Source organism: Polaribacter sp. WD7 (assembly GCF_003335085.1).
Classification (GTDB): Bacteria; Bacteroidota; Bacteroidia; order Flavobacteriales; family Flavobacteriaceae; genus Polaribacter.
This window is the reverse complement of the sequence record NZ_QPEJ01000018.1, coordinates 222,872-237,676: the sequence shown is the minus strand read 5'-3', so window position 1 is coordinate 237,676 and position 14,805 is coordinate 222,872. Positions and strand designations below refer to the sequence as shown.

Genomic DNA, 14,805 nt, shown 5'->3' with positions numbered 1-14,805 from the left:
TTTTATATCTTATTTATCAATTCACTCCTAAGCCAATTAAAAGCCTCTTCTTGATTATATTTTACTCCTGTTCTTAATAAAGCTTCCATATCTCCTGTAAAATCTGGGTCTTGCTCTTTTTCTTCTATGTTTTGTAAAAACTCTTTTTTACTTGGGTGTTTATTTTCTGTTCCAAATTGTATGTACTCTTTAAAGCATTGAATGATTTCGTCTGTATTCAGTTCCATATTTAACCTAGAATATTCTAAATCGAATAAATCTCTTCCTTTGCTACGTTGGTACAAGGCACGTAATTTTGTACCTAACAATTCATTAATGCTATAGGTTTTTATTTTGGCTTTTCCGGAAAACCATTCGTTTTCAACTTCAAAAGGAAAATCTACCCAATCCAAAACATTAAAATGCTCTTTACAGTTAATTTCTAATTTTAAACGCAGTCTAATATCTTCGTATTCCGAGTTAAAACGATACAATGCTTTTGCTCCATGACCTCTTACTTGAGTTTTTCTAGGTTCTTCAAAAAAAGTAACAACTTCTTTAATTCGTTCCATTATTGGTTTTATGGGGCCTGGTTTAATTTGCACCAGATCAATATCTTCTGAATATCTAGGAGCAGGGTTTAAGTATAGTTTATGCAAAGCTGTACCACCTCTAAATGCTAAATTTTCATGCAGAAAATCATCAGAAAAAATTTCTACTAAAGCACGACTAATTACAAGGTCTTGTTCTACTTGATAAAACTGTTTCCAAGGTGCTTTTTCTTGCCATTTTGCTATGTAAGGCTTTGGAATCATAAATCGTTTTCTAATTGTATGTTTATATCGACTTTCCAGTTATTGGATGTTGCTCCTGGTTTCTCTTTTGATTTAGGACTTAATAATACTGGAAAAAAATTTGATGCTTTTAAATGTTTTATAATAGGCATATATAATTCAGATTCTACTTGTAATTCTTGTTCTAACAAAAACCCAAAACGTTGTAAAGTACTTTTATGCGGATACCAACTCAACAAATCTTCGATATCATTTTTAGTAATTTCTTCGGATAATTCTTCTAAAATGGCTAACATTCTACTAATTCCGCCTAATTTATTGTGATGATGAATTAAATCTACTGCTGTAAGTGCTGGACTTGAAATTTTAAAAATTCCTGCATCAGATTTTTTTTCTACAATGTTTTTTGATGGCCATTTTGAAGTTGTGAAAAAATGAATATCTAGAGACGATTTTCTAATGTTAGAAAATGCTTTATCAGTCATTACATAATCTCTTTGCACTTGCTGATGCCCAGCTCCGTGAAACTTGGCTGCAGAATAAAAACCTAAGTAATAATTACTTTTTAAATGTTTGAAAAGCTTTTCTACAAATAATTGTATGGGTATTTGCTCTTGTTTGGAGTATCTTGGAGGGATGATAAGGTAGTATCCCTTCCTTAGATTTGTGATTTCTTTTTTTGTTACTAATCTAGATAATTCTCTTTTAATAGCTATTTCTGTTTTATTACATTTTTTTAAAACTTCTTCTAAAGAAAAGGAGTACTCTTCAACAGATTGTAATTCTTTTATGTAACTAGAAACGTCCAATTTTTAATAGTAAATTTTTGAGAAAGATACCAATTTAAGGTAATAATCTCGTTGTTTTACTAAATTTTTTTAAATTATATGGAAATTTGAGTGTTATTAAGAGATGTAAAGATACTTTTTAGATGAAAAATTGAAAAGCATGTATTCTAAAAAGTATATAAAACTCTTTAAACTAAAGAAAACTATCAACGAATATAAAGCTTGTAACTAGTTCTAAATATGCTAAGAAATTAGTATATTTCATAAATGTAAAAGCAATATAGAATGAATAATAATTTGGAATACAGAGGTTTTAATGGTTCTATAGAATATAGTAAGAGCGATAATATATTTTTTGGTAAAGTAAAGAACACAGATGACTTGATTTCTTATGAATCAACAAATAAAGAGTCACTTGAAAAAGAATTTCAAATAGCTGTAGATAGTTACATAGAAACAGTAAATTGGAAAGGAAATTATTAAAGGTAAAGTGGTAATATTTTGTATTACCACTTTCTTTTTTAAAAGAATTCTTGAGGTAAGCCCAAGTTACTTGTGTTTACCCCCATCCCTAAAACACTTTGCATTTGTTTATTAACGTATTGACATTTGTGGCAAAGAATGTATTCTGAGTTTAAGTAGTTATTTAAATGCTCTCTATTAAGTATCACAATATCATTTTCTTTTAAGCATAAATCGCAGTTTTCAACTGTAAATGTTGCATGAAATACTCTTTTTAAAAGTAAATTTTTAATAGCTGTATTACCGTATTTTTCGTCAATTTCTTTCTCGGTAAATGTAAACCCTTCTATATGATTTTCTTTTCGGGTTAAGAAATATTCAAACGCGAGTATTTTCTCTTCTCTGGTTACGTTCTTATCAAATATGATATCTTTTAAATACATAAAATAGTGTAATTAAAAAAGCGTGGAACTGAATCTTATAAGTTTTAGAGGTCTCGCCAGAAACCCATCCACCATCATAGGAACAGCCCACGCAGAACGTGGGCGTCTCATCTTTTGAAAGTGGTGGAATATAAAACCTGGCGAGTTTCTAAAACCAAATCAAAAGCTAAACGCTTTATATGTTAATATGTCTTTTTTTCTAATTCAAATATACAATTTATAAGAAATCTTTTTATGCATTTGTTCCTTAAAGCTAAAGAAAAAACCAATTATTTTGGGAACATTTTAAGTTCTAAGTTTCAAAAATTATTGTAATCTATCCAATAGATATTATCATGTTTATTCTTTGAACATAATGTATATGATTGAATACATTTGTTTTTATACGCTAGAAAAACTTTTCAAAAGATAGTACTACAGTGTCAACGCTAAATACATAATGCAACTAATACCTATTCAAATAAATAAAAATAAATAGTATACACAATATATTTTAATTATTATATAAATAGCAGTAGAGTAGACTTTAGATGTAGTTTTATTTTGTGTATGTTTATTATTTTAGATTAAACCTATTTCAAACTCAGCAGAATTATAAGGAAATTCAACAATAGATTTGTTACTAATAATAAGGATTTTATATTAAAAAAATAGTTTTTTATTTAGGTAATCATTAAACTAAGTGAAGCTTTTGTTAAAACCTAATTTATGCTTTTTGAGATTTGCACATATGAGATTAGATCTTATAACTGTTTCTTTAATCTATCAAGATAATAAACTAGTTCCTTTTTTTTTATAGTTAATTCTATTAGTGTTTTTTCTAGCTTTACTAAAGTTTCTTTCTCTGGTAAAACGGAATTTTTATGTAATACGTGGAAATGATACGCCATTTGATTAATATTGTTACCTATTCTACTAATTTCATTTTTAAGCCTTCTGATTTCCTTGAAAGATTCTAAAGGGCTTAATCCTGTATTTTTTTTATCAAAAAGTTTACTTTTAGCATAAGTACTTAAGTTAGAGAATTTACATCTTTCGGCATCACTCTTAAAGCGATTCATTTGATCAGGTGTTAATTGGACGTTCAACGATTCTGTCTTTTTTGTACTATCACATTTAACGTATTTGTTAATCCACATATAAATAGCGCTTTTAGATATTCCATTCTTACTTGCATAATCAAGAATCGATTTACTGCTTAACGCCTTTTCGGCATGTTGTTTTTTCTGTTCAATAGAGTATTTCATTTTACGAATAAATATGATTATTTTTTTTAAAAAAACAAGTTGCGGAGTTTTTCAACATTTTTAAGATTTAATAAAATCTATGAAGCAAGTAGTTTTCCTCTTAGGAAAGCACAACTTGCAGTACCCTACCGTAACTCTAGTTTATTTTGTTTATCCTTTTAAAAGTTCATTTAGATCCTTGTAGTTTTTATAGTGCTTTCTGTAATCAGTAATTATACATTTTGAGTTTTTATTTAAAAAATCAAATGCTTTATTTCCAGCTTCATCATTATCTAAAAAACATTTAACTTGAGAAAATTTGTCTATAGATTCAATTACTTTTTTTATTAATGAAGTTGAATTTAATATTATAAAATTTTCATCAGGTATATTGTTTTTCAAAGTAAGATAAGAGAGAAAATCGGACCATGACTCAAATAAAGAAATAGTGTTTGAATTATTATTTATTGTGGTAATCATTTTTTTACCTAAACAACCCTTAAAATATATATTTCTAATTTCATAACCTCCAAAATCATTCATGAAGCCAATACCGTAAAATTCCTTTTTAGGCTTAAAAGAATAATGAACTTGGCATAAAAACTTCTTAGCAAATTCAATATTTATTTTACGAGAATTTAAATATTGAATTAAATTTAAATTAGAGAGTTCTTTAACTTTAGTGATAGAATACTTTGGTTTTGATAAAATCAACTTGTTTTCTTTTTGCTCGTGAAAGAAAAAATTATCCTTACTTAAAATTTCCAACGCATTTTTAGCAGAGCAATTATTTAATTTAATAATAAAATCGATAACACTCCCACCTGATCCTTCCCCAAAATCAAACCAGATATTCTTTATTCGATTTACTCTAAAAGAAGGGGTTTTCTCGTTTCTAAATGGCGACAAGAACCAAACTGAAGTTGGGGTGTTTTTTATTGGTTTATAACCCTGTTTTTTTAAATACAAAACGAGGTCTATTTTATTTGCTTTTTTGCAGTTCATATTTTTTTCTTTCATTAGCAAATCTTTCAAATTCCACTATACTTGTATTATTTATTGTAGGTACCTTATTGTACGTGCTCTGTATCCCTTATGGATAAAGGGATAGCTATGTCTAAATCACACTAATTGACGACGTTTTCATTTTGAACTCACACTAATTGACGAACTTAATCACACCAATTAACGAAGTAGCCTATTAGAATCGCACTTGACTCAATTTGAGTGTGATTTGGTTTTTATCAAAAGTAGAGATCCCAAATTCTGGTAATATTGACTTTAACAATATGTTTTTTATATCTCTTTTTGTTTTATATCTGGCCTCTAACTGGTTTTCTAATTTTACGAAACGATAGTATGCTTTTTCTGTATAACCTTCATTAGCGATGATCTCTGTATAGTTTCTTGCCTTGTTGTCATCATGATTAGGAAAAAAACGAGAAAGAAAATTGTAGATATAGATAAAATGCTCTTCTCTAATTCCATAATACTCTTCATTTGCTTGTATATTTCTATGAATTTTAAAAGATATTTTAGAGTATTTCCTTCCTACTTTTATTAAGCTATATGTATAAAATAAATCTGCTTTTCTCTTTAATTCCTCTTTAGACTTTTCTAACACTTTAACCCGTAAATGTGCTAATTGATTATACTTATCTGTTATTGATAAGTAGATTTTTAACTCTTCAATAGTGCAAGAATACCCTCCTTTATCTTCCCAACGACAACATAATTCATATAATTGTTTTGAATAGATTGAACTTAAACTAATAGCAATAGTTTTTTGAAATGATGTAAAACCACCACCTATATAACAAAAGAATCTACAAGCATCTTCTGGAATATTTAATGTTATAAATTTTGAGTTATACTCGTGGCGAAGTCCACTTATTAATGATGTTGAAAAACCTGTTATTTTACCTGTTTTTGGAATAGTAAAATCAAATTCTACGTGTTTAGAGCCTAATTTTTTTATAGCATTTTTAATTCGACCATAATTTCTATTTTGTTCCAAAGTTTTTAATTCTACAGTAATTCGTTGATTCATATATTTTTGATTCAAATCTCTACTCATTATTTTTTGTAGCTCGTCAATAATCGTATAAATTATATTTTTCTCTAGTACGGTCAAACTAAAATTAAACCTCGCAGTTGAAACGTGATTTGGTTGCTTTATTTTATTCGAGTTTTCCAAAATGGACTACTTTGAATTCTTGCTAATATTTCTATTGTTTCTTGCGTATTCGAGTAGTTTCTTTTTTGAATAAAAAATAGGTCTTCCAATACGCATATATGCGTCTCTTGGAATTTTACCAGATTTTCGCCAATCAATAATGGTGGTTACACTAATACCTAAAAGTAATGAAGCTGCTTTTTGAGAAAGTTTTTCATCATCGTCAGGGATAGATGAGTCTACTAATTCTGTTTGTCTTATTTCATTTATTACGAGTCGAACCGCTCTTACTAAATCGTCTTTACTGTGTGTGTAGAATAATACGTTTGCCATCTTAATTTGTTTATAATTTAATTCAATTTCGATGGGTGCAAGTTGGCTTCAGGTTGGGGTAAAAAAAAGTTGACAATTTAATTTGTCAACTATTAAAAACAATAAATTTTTGATAATCAATTTATTAATACTCTTTTTATTTCTGCTAGTGTTTTTAATCTTGTTAACTTTAAAAGATGATCTTTTGACAAATTGTTAAGATCTCCAGATATGATGTTCCTTAAATTATTACTTAAACCAATATTTGCTTTATTTATTTCTCTTAAATCTAAAACCAAAATTCTTTGAATCGGAAGAGCGTCTATTTCTTTAATATATTTTAACTTTTTAAGAAGAATTAATAAAGCAATAAATGATTTGAAATTTTCTCTATTTAAAAAATCAATTGATTCTAATTCATTATTCTTTGTATTTGCAATTGCAGAATACTTGCTATTTGTGATGAAACAATTTGAAATAAATTGATTTATTTTTTTTATTCTTTCCTCATCAATTTCTGTCTTATTATTCTTAAAAAAGAGAACAAGTAACTTACTAAATTTTTGTGGGCTGACTTCTAAATTGAATTTTTCTTTTGTATTATTAGACTTGTCAAACAGTACATTTAGCCTAAGTATCAATTTTTCGATTTTTTTAATTGAAAAATCTAAGTAATAATGTTGATATTTTTCCTTCAATAATTCCAGTCTAATAACTTCACGATGCAGGTCTTGTATATTAACAGAATTGAAATTCTCTTTTAGTTGAATCATTACTTTACCAAAGTAATTTTCAAAAAGGTAGAATTCTTTTTTTGCTGAAAAGCTCACCTTATAAGGTTCGAATTCTATGTTTTCAAGTATTTTTGAGATTATAAAAAAATGAAATTCTTTTTTAGATTTAAAAGGATCGTTTTTTCGATAGAATTCTTCATCCCTAAACAAGTAGTTGTATTTTGAGCTAATAAACTTATCAACTTCAATTTGGATATGATAAATTAACTTTTTTTCAAGAGTATTTAGGTTAGTGTAGCCATATTTCTGATTTTCTAAAAAGATGAAAAAATCATCTTCTTTAAAAACAGTCTCTTTAAAACTAGAATTGACTAGAATTAATAAGATTTTATTAAACTTGTCTTTATATTTGTGATAATAAGACAACTTTCTTGGGCCCTCTTCAGGAATGAAAAAATCCTTATTTATCGATTTGTTTAAAGGTTTTTTTAAATATTCATAAAATTTAAAATAGAACTCTTCATCTATCTCCCTTTTCATTCTCATTGTTTCAAACTTTATCCCAAGTATTATCCATTTCCTGCCTCTTAAAATCTTCTGCAATTTTTACATAACGCCTAAAACTTTCTTCCTTTTTATGACCGGTAATATTTCTAACTACCATCTCTTTCATTCCTAGTATTAAAGAGTTGGTCACAAATGTTTTACGAGCTGTATGTGATGTAATTAACTCGTATTTCGGTAAGGTTATTTCAATTCTTTTTTGCCCAACATACCTAGTTTTAGTTATAAGCGAATCTATTTCTACTATTTTACAACACTCTTTGATGTACTTATTAAATTTCTGATCAGAAATAATAGGTAAAGGTTCATGGATGGTATCTTTATATCTTTCTAAAATTTCTCTAGAAAACTTGTTTAAGGGTATTTTGGTGTTAATTACTTTCGTTTTTTGAATCGTAACTAATAAATATTCCTTTCTCACATTTGAAGGCTTTAGAGCCTTGTAATCTGATATTCTTAATCCTGTTACAGAATTAAAAACGTACATGTCTCTTACTTGATTTAATCGGTCAGATTCAAAATTATGATTATATAACCTCATTAACTCCTCCATCGTCAAGTAGATAATTTCGGTCTCATCTTCTTTAGCTTTGAATTTTTTATACTTCAAATTACTGTGATATTCTTTATCTAAAGACCAATTCATAAAAGTTTTCAAAACCTTTATAATAAAAGCGAAGTAGCTATTTTTGTTTTTTCTTTCTATAAAAGTATAATCCTGTAATTTTTCAAAAAAAGTGCTATCTATAGAGTCAAATAACAATCTTGTTCCAGAATAGGATTCAAAATCTTTAAGAAAATTTATAGTTGTAACATAAGACTTAATAGTTCTCGGTGTCTTTGTTGATTTACTTGAATCTTTAAATTCTTCAAATGTTGGAAAAAACTCATGAGTAAGATTTACTTTATCTAATCCGTTTTCAAGCTTCTCTAAAATATAGTCTTTAGTAGGATTGATGTTATTTAGTAAAATGTATCTAAACAATTTCTTTATTTCCTCTTCTTTTTCATCAATCAACTTATTGTATTCAATGTGATAATTATAATCCTCACTTTTTAAGAATGGTTTAATTCTCTGTTCTCTAACCTTCCAATGTTTAGGCAGAGACTTTACACCTTTTATGGTTTTCCGTATCCTAACACTATTGAAACTAATAGTCATTAAAACTGGCATTAAACCATTTTTATCAACCTTTTCTTTCCTTAAACTAAATGAAACTTGCATATAATTTCAAATATATAAAAATACGTTTAAAGGGTGTCAAAAAAGGTGGCGAAAAACTAATATATTTTAATATAAATTGACTTTAACAGATAAAATTCCCTGCCATTTAATCAATATAAATAAAGAACAAAGCGTTTAAGAAGGTTTAAAAATATAGGTACTCCCATCTTGAGTACTATAAACCCTTTAAAAACAAAGTTTTTAAAGGGTTTTTTAATAAGATAAAAAAGTTTCTTGTACTCTATCTATTTTGCAAAATAAATATAAATAGCAAGTACAATTACGCACACTAAACCACCAACAAGTTTCAAATATTTCCAAGGGGTTATATCTACAGCCTTGGAATTAAATTGTACGTAAGCTTCTTTTCTTGGATAGAGCTTACCAATAACTAGCATAATTATAGTATTGAGTACAAACAAAATTGCCATGACATGTAAAAAATGAGGATAAGTGTTACCAATAACGGTTGGTACACCATCTATATTTTCAATAATATCAAAAATAGGTTTGATTAAAAACTGACTTATACTATACAGAATAACTCCAGAAAACAACCCAACTTTAGCAGCTATAGCTGGTACATATTTGGTTAAGTACCCCACAACAACAATGGTTAAAATAGGTATAGAATAGGTTCCGTTAATTTCTTGTAAATAAGCAAAAACACTACCTGCATTAGCTATAAAAGGTGCTACAATCATAGATAATATTGCTAAGAAAACCCCAAAAGTTTTACCCGCTTTAACCACTTGTTTTTCTGTAGCTTCTTTTTTAATATATTCTTGATAAATATCTATACCAAATAATGTTACACAACTGTTTAATGCCGAATTAAATGAACTTAAAATAGCACCAAACAATACCGCTGCAAAAAAACCAACCAGTGGTTTTGGCAATACTTCAGCCACCAAAGAGGCGTATGCTAAATCTGGTTTTTCTAAGTTTCCTTCAAAAATATGAAATGCAATAATACCTGGTAAGACTAAGATTAAAGGGCCTAAAATTTTTAAAAAGGCTCCATAAACCAATCCTTTTTGACCTTCTACCAAGTTTTTTGCTCCTAAAGCGCGTTGGATAATAGCTTGATTGGTACCCCAATAAAATAAATTTACCAACAACATTCCTGTAAATAGAGTAGAAAAAGGTACGTATGAATCTTCTGCACCTGTAGCATCAAATTTATCTGGATGATTGGTTATTAAAACATCTATACCTGCTGTTAGGCTTCCATCTCCAATTAATGACAACCCAAAATAAGGTATTAACAATCCTCCAATAATCAAACCTACTGCATTTATAGTATCTGAAACTGCAACCGCTTTTAATCCGCCAAAAACAGCATAAATAGAACCTATGATTCCAATTCCGAAAACGGTTAACCATAGGGCTGTGTTTTCAGAAATTCCGAAAGTTGTAGAAACATCAAACATTGTGTTTATTGCAGAAGCACCCGTATACAATACCACAGGTAAAAATATGGTTACATAACCAGATAAAAACAAGCCAGAAACAATGGCTTTTGTGGTCTTATCATATCTTCTTTCTAAAAATTGAGGAATGGTTGCAATACCACCTTTTAAATATCTTGGAAGTAAAAAAACAGCTATAACTACCATAGTAATTGCTGCTAAAGTTTCCCAAGCCATTACTAAAATACCTTGTTCGTATGCTTGCCCATTTAAACCCACAATTTGCTCTGTAGATAAATTTGTGAGTAACAAAGATCCTGCAATTACTATTCCGGTTAAACTTCTTCCTCCTAAAAAATAACCATCTTTTGAGGTTTCATTAGAAGATTTTGTTGAGATATAAGAAATAATAGCAACTAGTACTGTAAAACCTAAAAATGTAATGAATTGCATGATCTGTGATTTTCTATTTAATTGTTACACCTAAATTCCAACTTATAACATGAGTTTCTTTTGGCTCTAATACCTCCAACCCTATTTTATTATTAAAACTATCTGATACACCAGTCATGGGTTCTATAGCTATTAGCGGAAAACCATTTGGAGTATAGAGTTGCAAGAAATTCTTTAAAGCGTTACTCGTAATTTTTAAATTGTATTTTGGAGTAGAAAAAGCCACTAAGTTATCTGCTAAGAAATAACAATCATCTAACTTTTTGTCTTCAATTTTAAAGTTTTCTTTATCTGGATTCTCTACAATTTTGTCTGTAATTAAAGCCTCGTCAAATTGTACTTTTTTATCACTTTTAAAATTTAAAACGCAATCTGATAACTTATCACTGTAAAAATAAGGGTGCCATCCTAAGGTAAATGGAAAAGGTTTATTGTCCATATTTTTTACAGTAACTCTTAGTTGTAATTTATCTTCAAACAACGTATACGTTAATGATATAAAATATTGATAAGGAAAAGCAGCGTGTCTCTCTTTTTCGTAATAATTAAACGTAGCAGAACAATTATCTTGATGTTCTTCTGGCTCAAAAAGTTCAAATGTTTTATCAAACACCAAACCATGTAATGCATTACTATTATTTTCGTTTTTTTCAAATTGATAATCCTCTCCTAAAAACGTATATTTTCCTTCTTTAATTCTATTGGCAAAAGGAAATAAAACTGATGATGCATAAGAATTTGCATAAGCAAAATCTTCTATTTCTTTGATTATAAATACATTATTTACTTTTAACTCAGAAAGCCTTCCTCCTTCTTCTACCGCAATTTTTGCTGAAGTTGTTTTAGCGGCATTTTCTAAAATAACATATGATTTATGATTTTCAATTGTACTTTGAATACGAAACATTTTATATAGATTTTCTTAAAATTAATTTACTTGTATTGGCTATAGACTCTTTACGGTTGGTTGTAATCATTTCTGCTAACTGTTTACCCATTAATTTAAAATCGGTTGAAATGGTGGTAATGCCATCTGCTACAACCTCTTTTAAAAGGGTGTCATTATAAGAAATGATTCCTATATTTTTTGACAATTCTAAGTTTGTCTCTTTTATTTTTTTGATAATTTTTATCAAATTTTTATCTTCAAAAACAATATATATTTCTCCTTCTTTTGGAACTCTATCTTTTATAGAAGCAATAATTTCGTAATTGATTTTGAAATCTACACAAAATTTTTTAAAACCTTCCAATAATTGAATGGGTTGTTTTTGGGGAGAAAATAATAGTACTATTTTTTTATATTTTTGAATTGATGTAAATCCTGACTGTAATCCTTTTTGAATATCGTTTTTAAAATCTTGATATATTGCAGGGTATTTTTCTAGTTCTTTAGGTACTTGGTCTAGTATATACACTCTATCTTCTGGTAGTTCTTTGATAATGTTTTTAACCCCTGTTAAATTTGCTGGCATAATAACATAGTAGGTATAATTTCCTAAACTATGATTGATTAATTTTTGTAAAACCTCTTGATTAAAGTGATGAAAAAAGATGTCTACTTGAAAGGTTTCATCTAAATTTTCTAGAAAAGAATTGTACAAATCTTCTTTAAAAGAATTGAACTCATCAAACAATAAGAATACTTTTTGTTTTACAACAATATCTTCTGTAGAAACGTAATATCCTTTACCTACTACAGAGTGAATAATGCCTCTATTTTTAAGTTCTTTAAAAGCAGCTAACACTGTATCTCTAGATACTTTGTGCTTGTTTTTAACTACATTTAAAGATGGTAATTGATCTCCTTTTTTTAAAACACCATTTACAATTGCATTTTCTATTGAAGTAACAATTTGCTTGTACTTAGGTTGATCAGATTTTTTTGTAATTGAGACAATTGCCATAAGACAAATGTAAACAATGTTTTTAAATTACCTACCAGTTCAAACCAGTTGTACTTTATTTTAATACTTTATTGTAAAATAGTTAACAAGTCTAAGGGGGTTTGTAAAATATGTACTGCTCCAGAATTTAAAAGTTCTTCTTGGTCTCTAAACCCCCAAGAAACCCCAACAGGAAGCATATTTGCGTTTTTAGCAACTAAAATGTCTACATCAGAATCTCCAACATAAATAGTTTCTTCTGGGGTAACCTCTAAATTTTTACATATTTGTAAAGCAACTGTTGGATTTGGTTTTTTTAATACCTCTTCTTTGAGTCCTAAAACTGGGGTAATGTAGTTTGGCAATAAAGCATTAGCTACTTTTTTAGTTAAAGAATCTTCTTTATTTGAAAGAATACTTACTTTTAGTTGCTTTTTTTTGAGCACATCTAACAACTCTAAAATGCCATTATAAGGGATAGTTTTGTGAGTACAATTTTTGCTGTAAACTTGCATCATAGCGTTTAAACATGCTGTAACCTCTTGTGTATTTGGGTTTTGCTCTGTAAGCGCCTTAAGTACCAAACTTTTTATACCACTACCTACAAAAGTTGTATAAGTAGCATAATCATATGTTGGGTAATTTTTTTGCTCTAAAACTGTATTCATAGCATCTGCAATATCTTTTATAGAGTTTACAAGTGTACCATCTAAATCAAAAATTACTGCTTTGTATTTCATCTTTATTTTTTTGATAAAACTACTAATTAAATATGGTTGTAAAAACTAAATCTTTAGATTGATTTTGCAGTAATAGTGGTGTAAAAAAAAATCCCTCAAAAGAGGGATTTAGATAATGATAAACAATTGATTAACACTAAAAATCAATCATGTTTATCAATATTGACATTAGAGGTTTTTATTTTCCTGTTAAAAATTTAGGCTTAATAACTAACATTGCCCACGCCCAATTTTGAGTGTCTTTTGCAGCTGCCTCAGAAACACCTTTTAATTCGTACAATCCGTCAGAAGCAAACATTTGAGAGTACCCTACTTTTAAAGCATATCCTTTAAACTTCTTTGAAAAAACTACATCTATTTCTGTACCCAAAGATTTCTCTCCACTTGCTAATGCTTGCTCTCCACTAAAATTTAACGCTTTTACCATTAAACTAGAAGTTGCTCCTAATTTAAAGTTAGCGCTTGCATGAATATCTACTAAACCAATTGTGTTTACATGGTTTGCTACGTAGAAATAATCCATAAATCCGTTAAACTTGTGGTTGGTTCCAAAAGTTGGCAAAAATGCCTCTGTTTTATCTGTAGTAGCTGTATCATTACCACTTATAACTTCTATACCTGCCCCTAAGCCAACCTTAGCTGAAGCTTTATAACTAGCATCTAAACTTAAAAGATATGCACCACCTACATCTGTGCTTCCGTTAAAAAATGTACCGGTTTGTAAAAATGCATTACCTGCTAAACCAAATTTACCTTTCTTATAGTTTAAATGCGTACCAGCTGTAAATAAACTATTTACGCCATCAGCAACAGGGGTAGCTCCAGTTGTATCAAAGTTTTGATGACTATAGTTAACTAACAACAAACTTGCATTAAAACCTCCCCATGTTTCCTTTGCATATAAATACTGCATTGCTTTGTATTGAAATGGGTTGCTAGCTGGATAAGCAGTACCCACATTTTGGAAACCAAATAATGGCCCTCCATTATTATCAAAATCTTGATTAAACGCTAAACCAAAATCTAACATAAAACTTCCTGAGCGATACTGATACATTGCTAAATCATGATTTCTACCTTGTTGTGCCCAGTCTAATCCACCAAAGAAACGTTGGTCATCATAAGACAATACTTGACGACCTATTTTAAGTCCAGAATTGTCTGTAAGTTTTAAACTTGCCCAAGCTTCAAAAACAGCAAAAGAATTATTTGCATCTACTGGTATAATCTGAGGGTTTTCTCCCCATACTAACAAATCTTGTATACTTAAATAAACTTTAAACAAATCTGTTTGATAACCAGCATTTAAACGAACTCTGGTATTTATGGCAAAACCTGCATCTGCTCCTTCTGGAATTAAGCTTTGGTATCCGTTTCTATACTCTGTTCTTGGTCTAAACTGACCATCTAACGTAAACTGTGCATTTACAAATTGAAAACACACTAACATTAGTCCTAAAATTGCGTATTGTTTTTTCATTTTTTTTACTTTTAAATTCTGTGGTTTGTTTTGATTAATCTTAATTTTTGGTTGTTAACTCTCTAGAAATATAAAATTGTAGTTATTTATATTTCTTATGTATATATGTAATTTGGTTTGGTTAGTTTTTA

At 28.6% G+C, this 14,805-nt stretch carries 15 protein-coding genes; 1 reads left to right on the top strand and 14 read right to left on the bottom strand.

Annotated elements, in window-relative coordinates; all coding sequences use genetic code 11:
* Nucleotides 1-2: 2 nt before the first annotated feature.
* Nucleotides 3-794: a nucleotidyl transferase AbiEii/AbiGii toxin family protein gene (locus DUT90_RS10300; protein ID WP_114427106.1), complete on the bottom strand. Its 792-nt coding sequence runs from the start codon at nucleotides 792-794 to the stop codon at nucleotides 3-5.
* Nucleotides 791-1,582, bottom strand: a complete 792-nt coding sequence (locus tag DUT90_RS10295) for a type IV toxin-antitoxin system AbiEi family antitoxin (protein ID WP_114427105.1) — start codon at nucleotides 1,580-1,582, stop codon at nucleotides 791-793. The genes DUT90_RS10300 and DUT90_RS10295 overlap by 4 nt, the downstream gene beginning before the upstream one ends.
* 264 nt (nucleotides 1,583-1,846) lie before the next feature.
* Here DUT90_RS10295 and DUT90_RS10290 point away from each other — a divergent pair, with 264 nt between their 5' ends.
* On the top strand, nucleotides 1,847-2,044 hold the full coding sequence (locus tag DUT90_RS10290) for an antitoxin HicB (protein ID WP_114427104.1): 198 nt from the start codon (nucleotides 1,847-1,849) through the stop codon (nucleotides 2,042-2,044).
* Nucleotides 2,045-2,082: 38 nt separating this feature from the next.
* Here DUT90_RS10290 and DUT90_RS10285 read toward each other — a convergent pair whose 3' ends face one another.
* The 12 genes from DUT90_RS10285 to DUT90_RS10230 form a co-directional block, all read right to left on the bottom strand.
* Nucleotides 2,083-2,466, bottom strand: a complete 384-nt coding sequence (locus DUT90_RS10285) for a hypothetical protein (protein ID WP_114427103.1) — start codon at nucleotides 2,464-2,466, stop codon at nucleotides 2,083-2,085.
* A 743-nt stretch (nucleotides 2,467-3,209) separates the two neighbouring features.
* On the bottom strand, nucleotides 3,210-3,713 hold the full coding sequence (locus tag DUT90_RS10280) for a plasmid mobilization protein (RefSeq protein ID WP_114427102.1): 504 nt from the start codon (nucleotides 3,711-3,713) through the stop codon (nucleotides 3,210-3,212).
* Nucleotides 3,714-3,863: 150 nt separating this feature from the next.
* Nucleotides 3,864-4,712 carry a toprim domain-containing protein gene (locus DUT90_RS10275; protein ID WP_114427101.1) on the bottom strand — a complete coding sequence of 283 codons (849 nt, stop codon included), beginning with the start codon at nucleotides 4,710-4,712 and terminating at the stop codon, nucleotides 3,864-3,866.
* A 181-nt stretch (nucleotides 4,713-4,893) separates the two neighbouring features.
* On the bottom strand, nucleotides 4,894-5,889 hold the full coding sequence (locus DUT90_RS10270; protein ID WP_181858186.1) for a replication initiation protein: 996 nt from the start codon (nucleotides 5,887-5,889) through the stop codon (nucleotides 4,894-4,896).
* Between the two features lie 6 nt (nucleotides 5,890-5,895).
* Nucleotides 5,896-6,201 carry a helix-turn-helix domain-containing protein gene (locus DUT90_RS10265; protein WP_258848542.1) on the bottom strand — a complete coding sequence of 102 codons (306 nt, stop codon included), beginning with the start codon at nucleotides 6,199-6,201 and terminating at the stop codon, nucleotides 5,896-5,898.
* 116 nt (nucleotides 6,202-6,317) lie between these two features.
* Entirely contained in the window at nucleotides 6,318-7,517 is a 1,200-nt protein-coding gene (locus DUT90_RS10260; protein WP_147266209.1) for a hypothetical protein, read from the bottom strand.
* Nucleotides 7,465-8,703 (bottom strand): site-specific integrase, encoded by a 1,239-nt coding sequence (locus tag DUT90_RS10255; RefSeq protein WP_114427097.1) that lies wholly within the window; start codon nucleotides 8,701-8,703, stop codon nucleotides 7,465-7,467. Before DUT90_RS10255 ends, DUT90_RS10260 begins: the two co-directional genes overlap by 53 nt.
* Before the next feature lie 245 nt (nucleotides 8,704-8,948).
* Nucleotides 8,949-10,568, bottom strand: a complete 1,620-nt coding sequence (locus DUT90_RS10250; RefSeq protein ID WP_114427096.1) for a solute:sodium symporter family transporter — start codon at nucleotides 10,566-10,568, stop codon at nucleotides 8,949-8,951.
* A gap of 13 nt (nucleotides 10,569-10,581) precedes the next feature.
* On the bottom strand, nucleotides 10,582-11,475 hold the full coding sequence (locus DUT90_RS10245; RefSeq protein ID WP_114427095.1) for an aldose 1-epimerase: 894 nt from the start codon (nucleotides 11,473-11,475) through the stop codon (nucleotides 10,582-10,584).
* Nucleotide 11,476: 1 nt separating this feature from the next.
* Nucleotides 11,477-12,475, bottom strand: a complete 999-nt coding sequence (locus DUT90_RS10240; RefSeq protein ID WP_114427094.1) for a GntR family transcriptional regulator — start codon at nucleotides 12,473-12,475, stop codon at nucleotides 11,477-11,479.
* Between the two features lie 68 nt (nucleotides 12,476-12,543).
* Nucleotides 12,544-13,194, bottom strand: coding sequence for an HAD family hydrolase (locus DUT90_RS10235; RefSeq protein ID WP_114427093.1), 651 nt, complete (start codon nucleotides 13,192-13,194; stop codon nucleotides 12,544-12,546).
* Nucleotides 13,195-13,372: 178 nt separating this feature from the next.
* Entirely contained in the window at nucleotides 13,373-14,674 is a 1,302-nt protein-coding gene (locus DUT90_RS10230) for an alginate export family protein (RefSeq protein ID WP_114427092.1), read from the bottom strand.
* Nucleotides 14,675-14,805 lie beyond the last annotated feature (131 nt).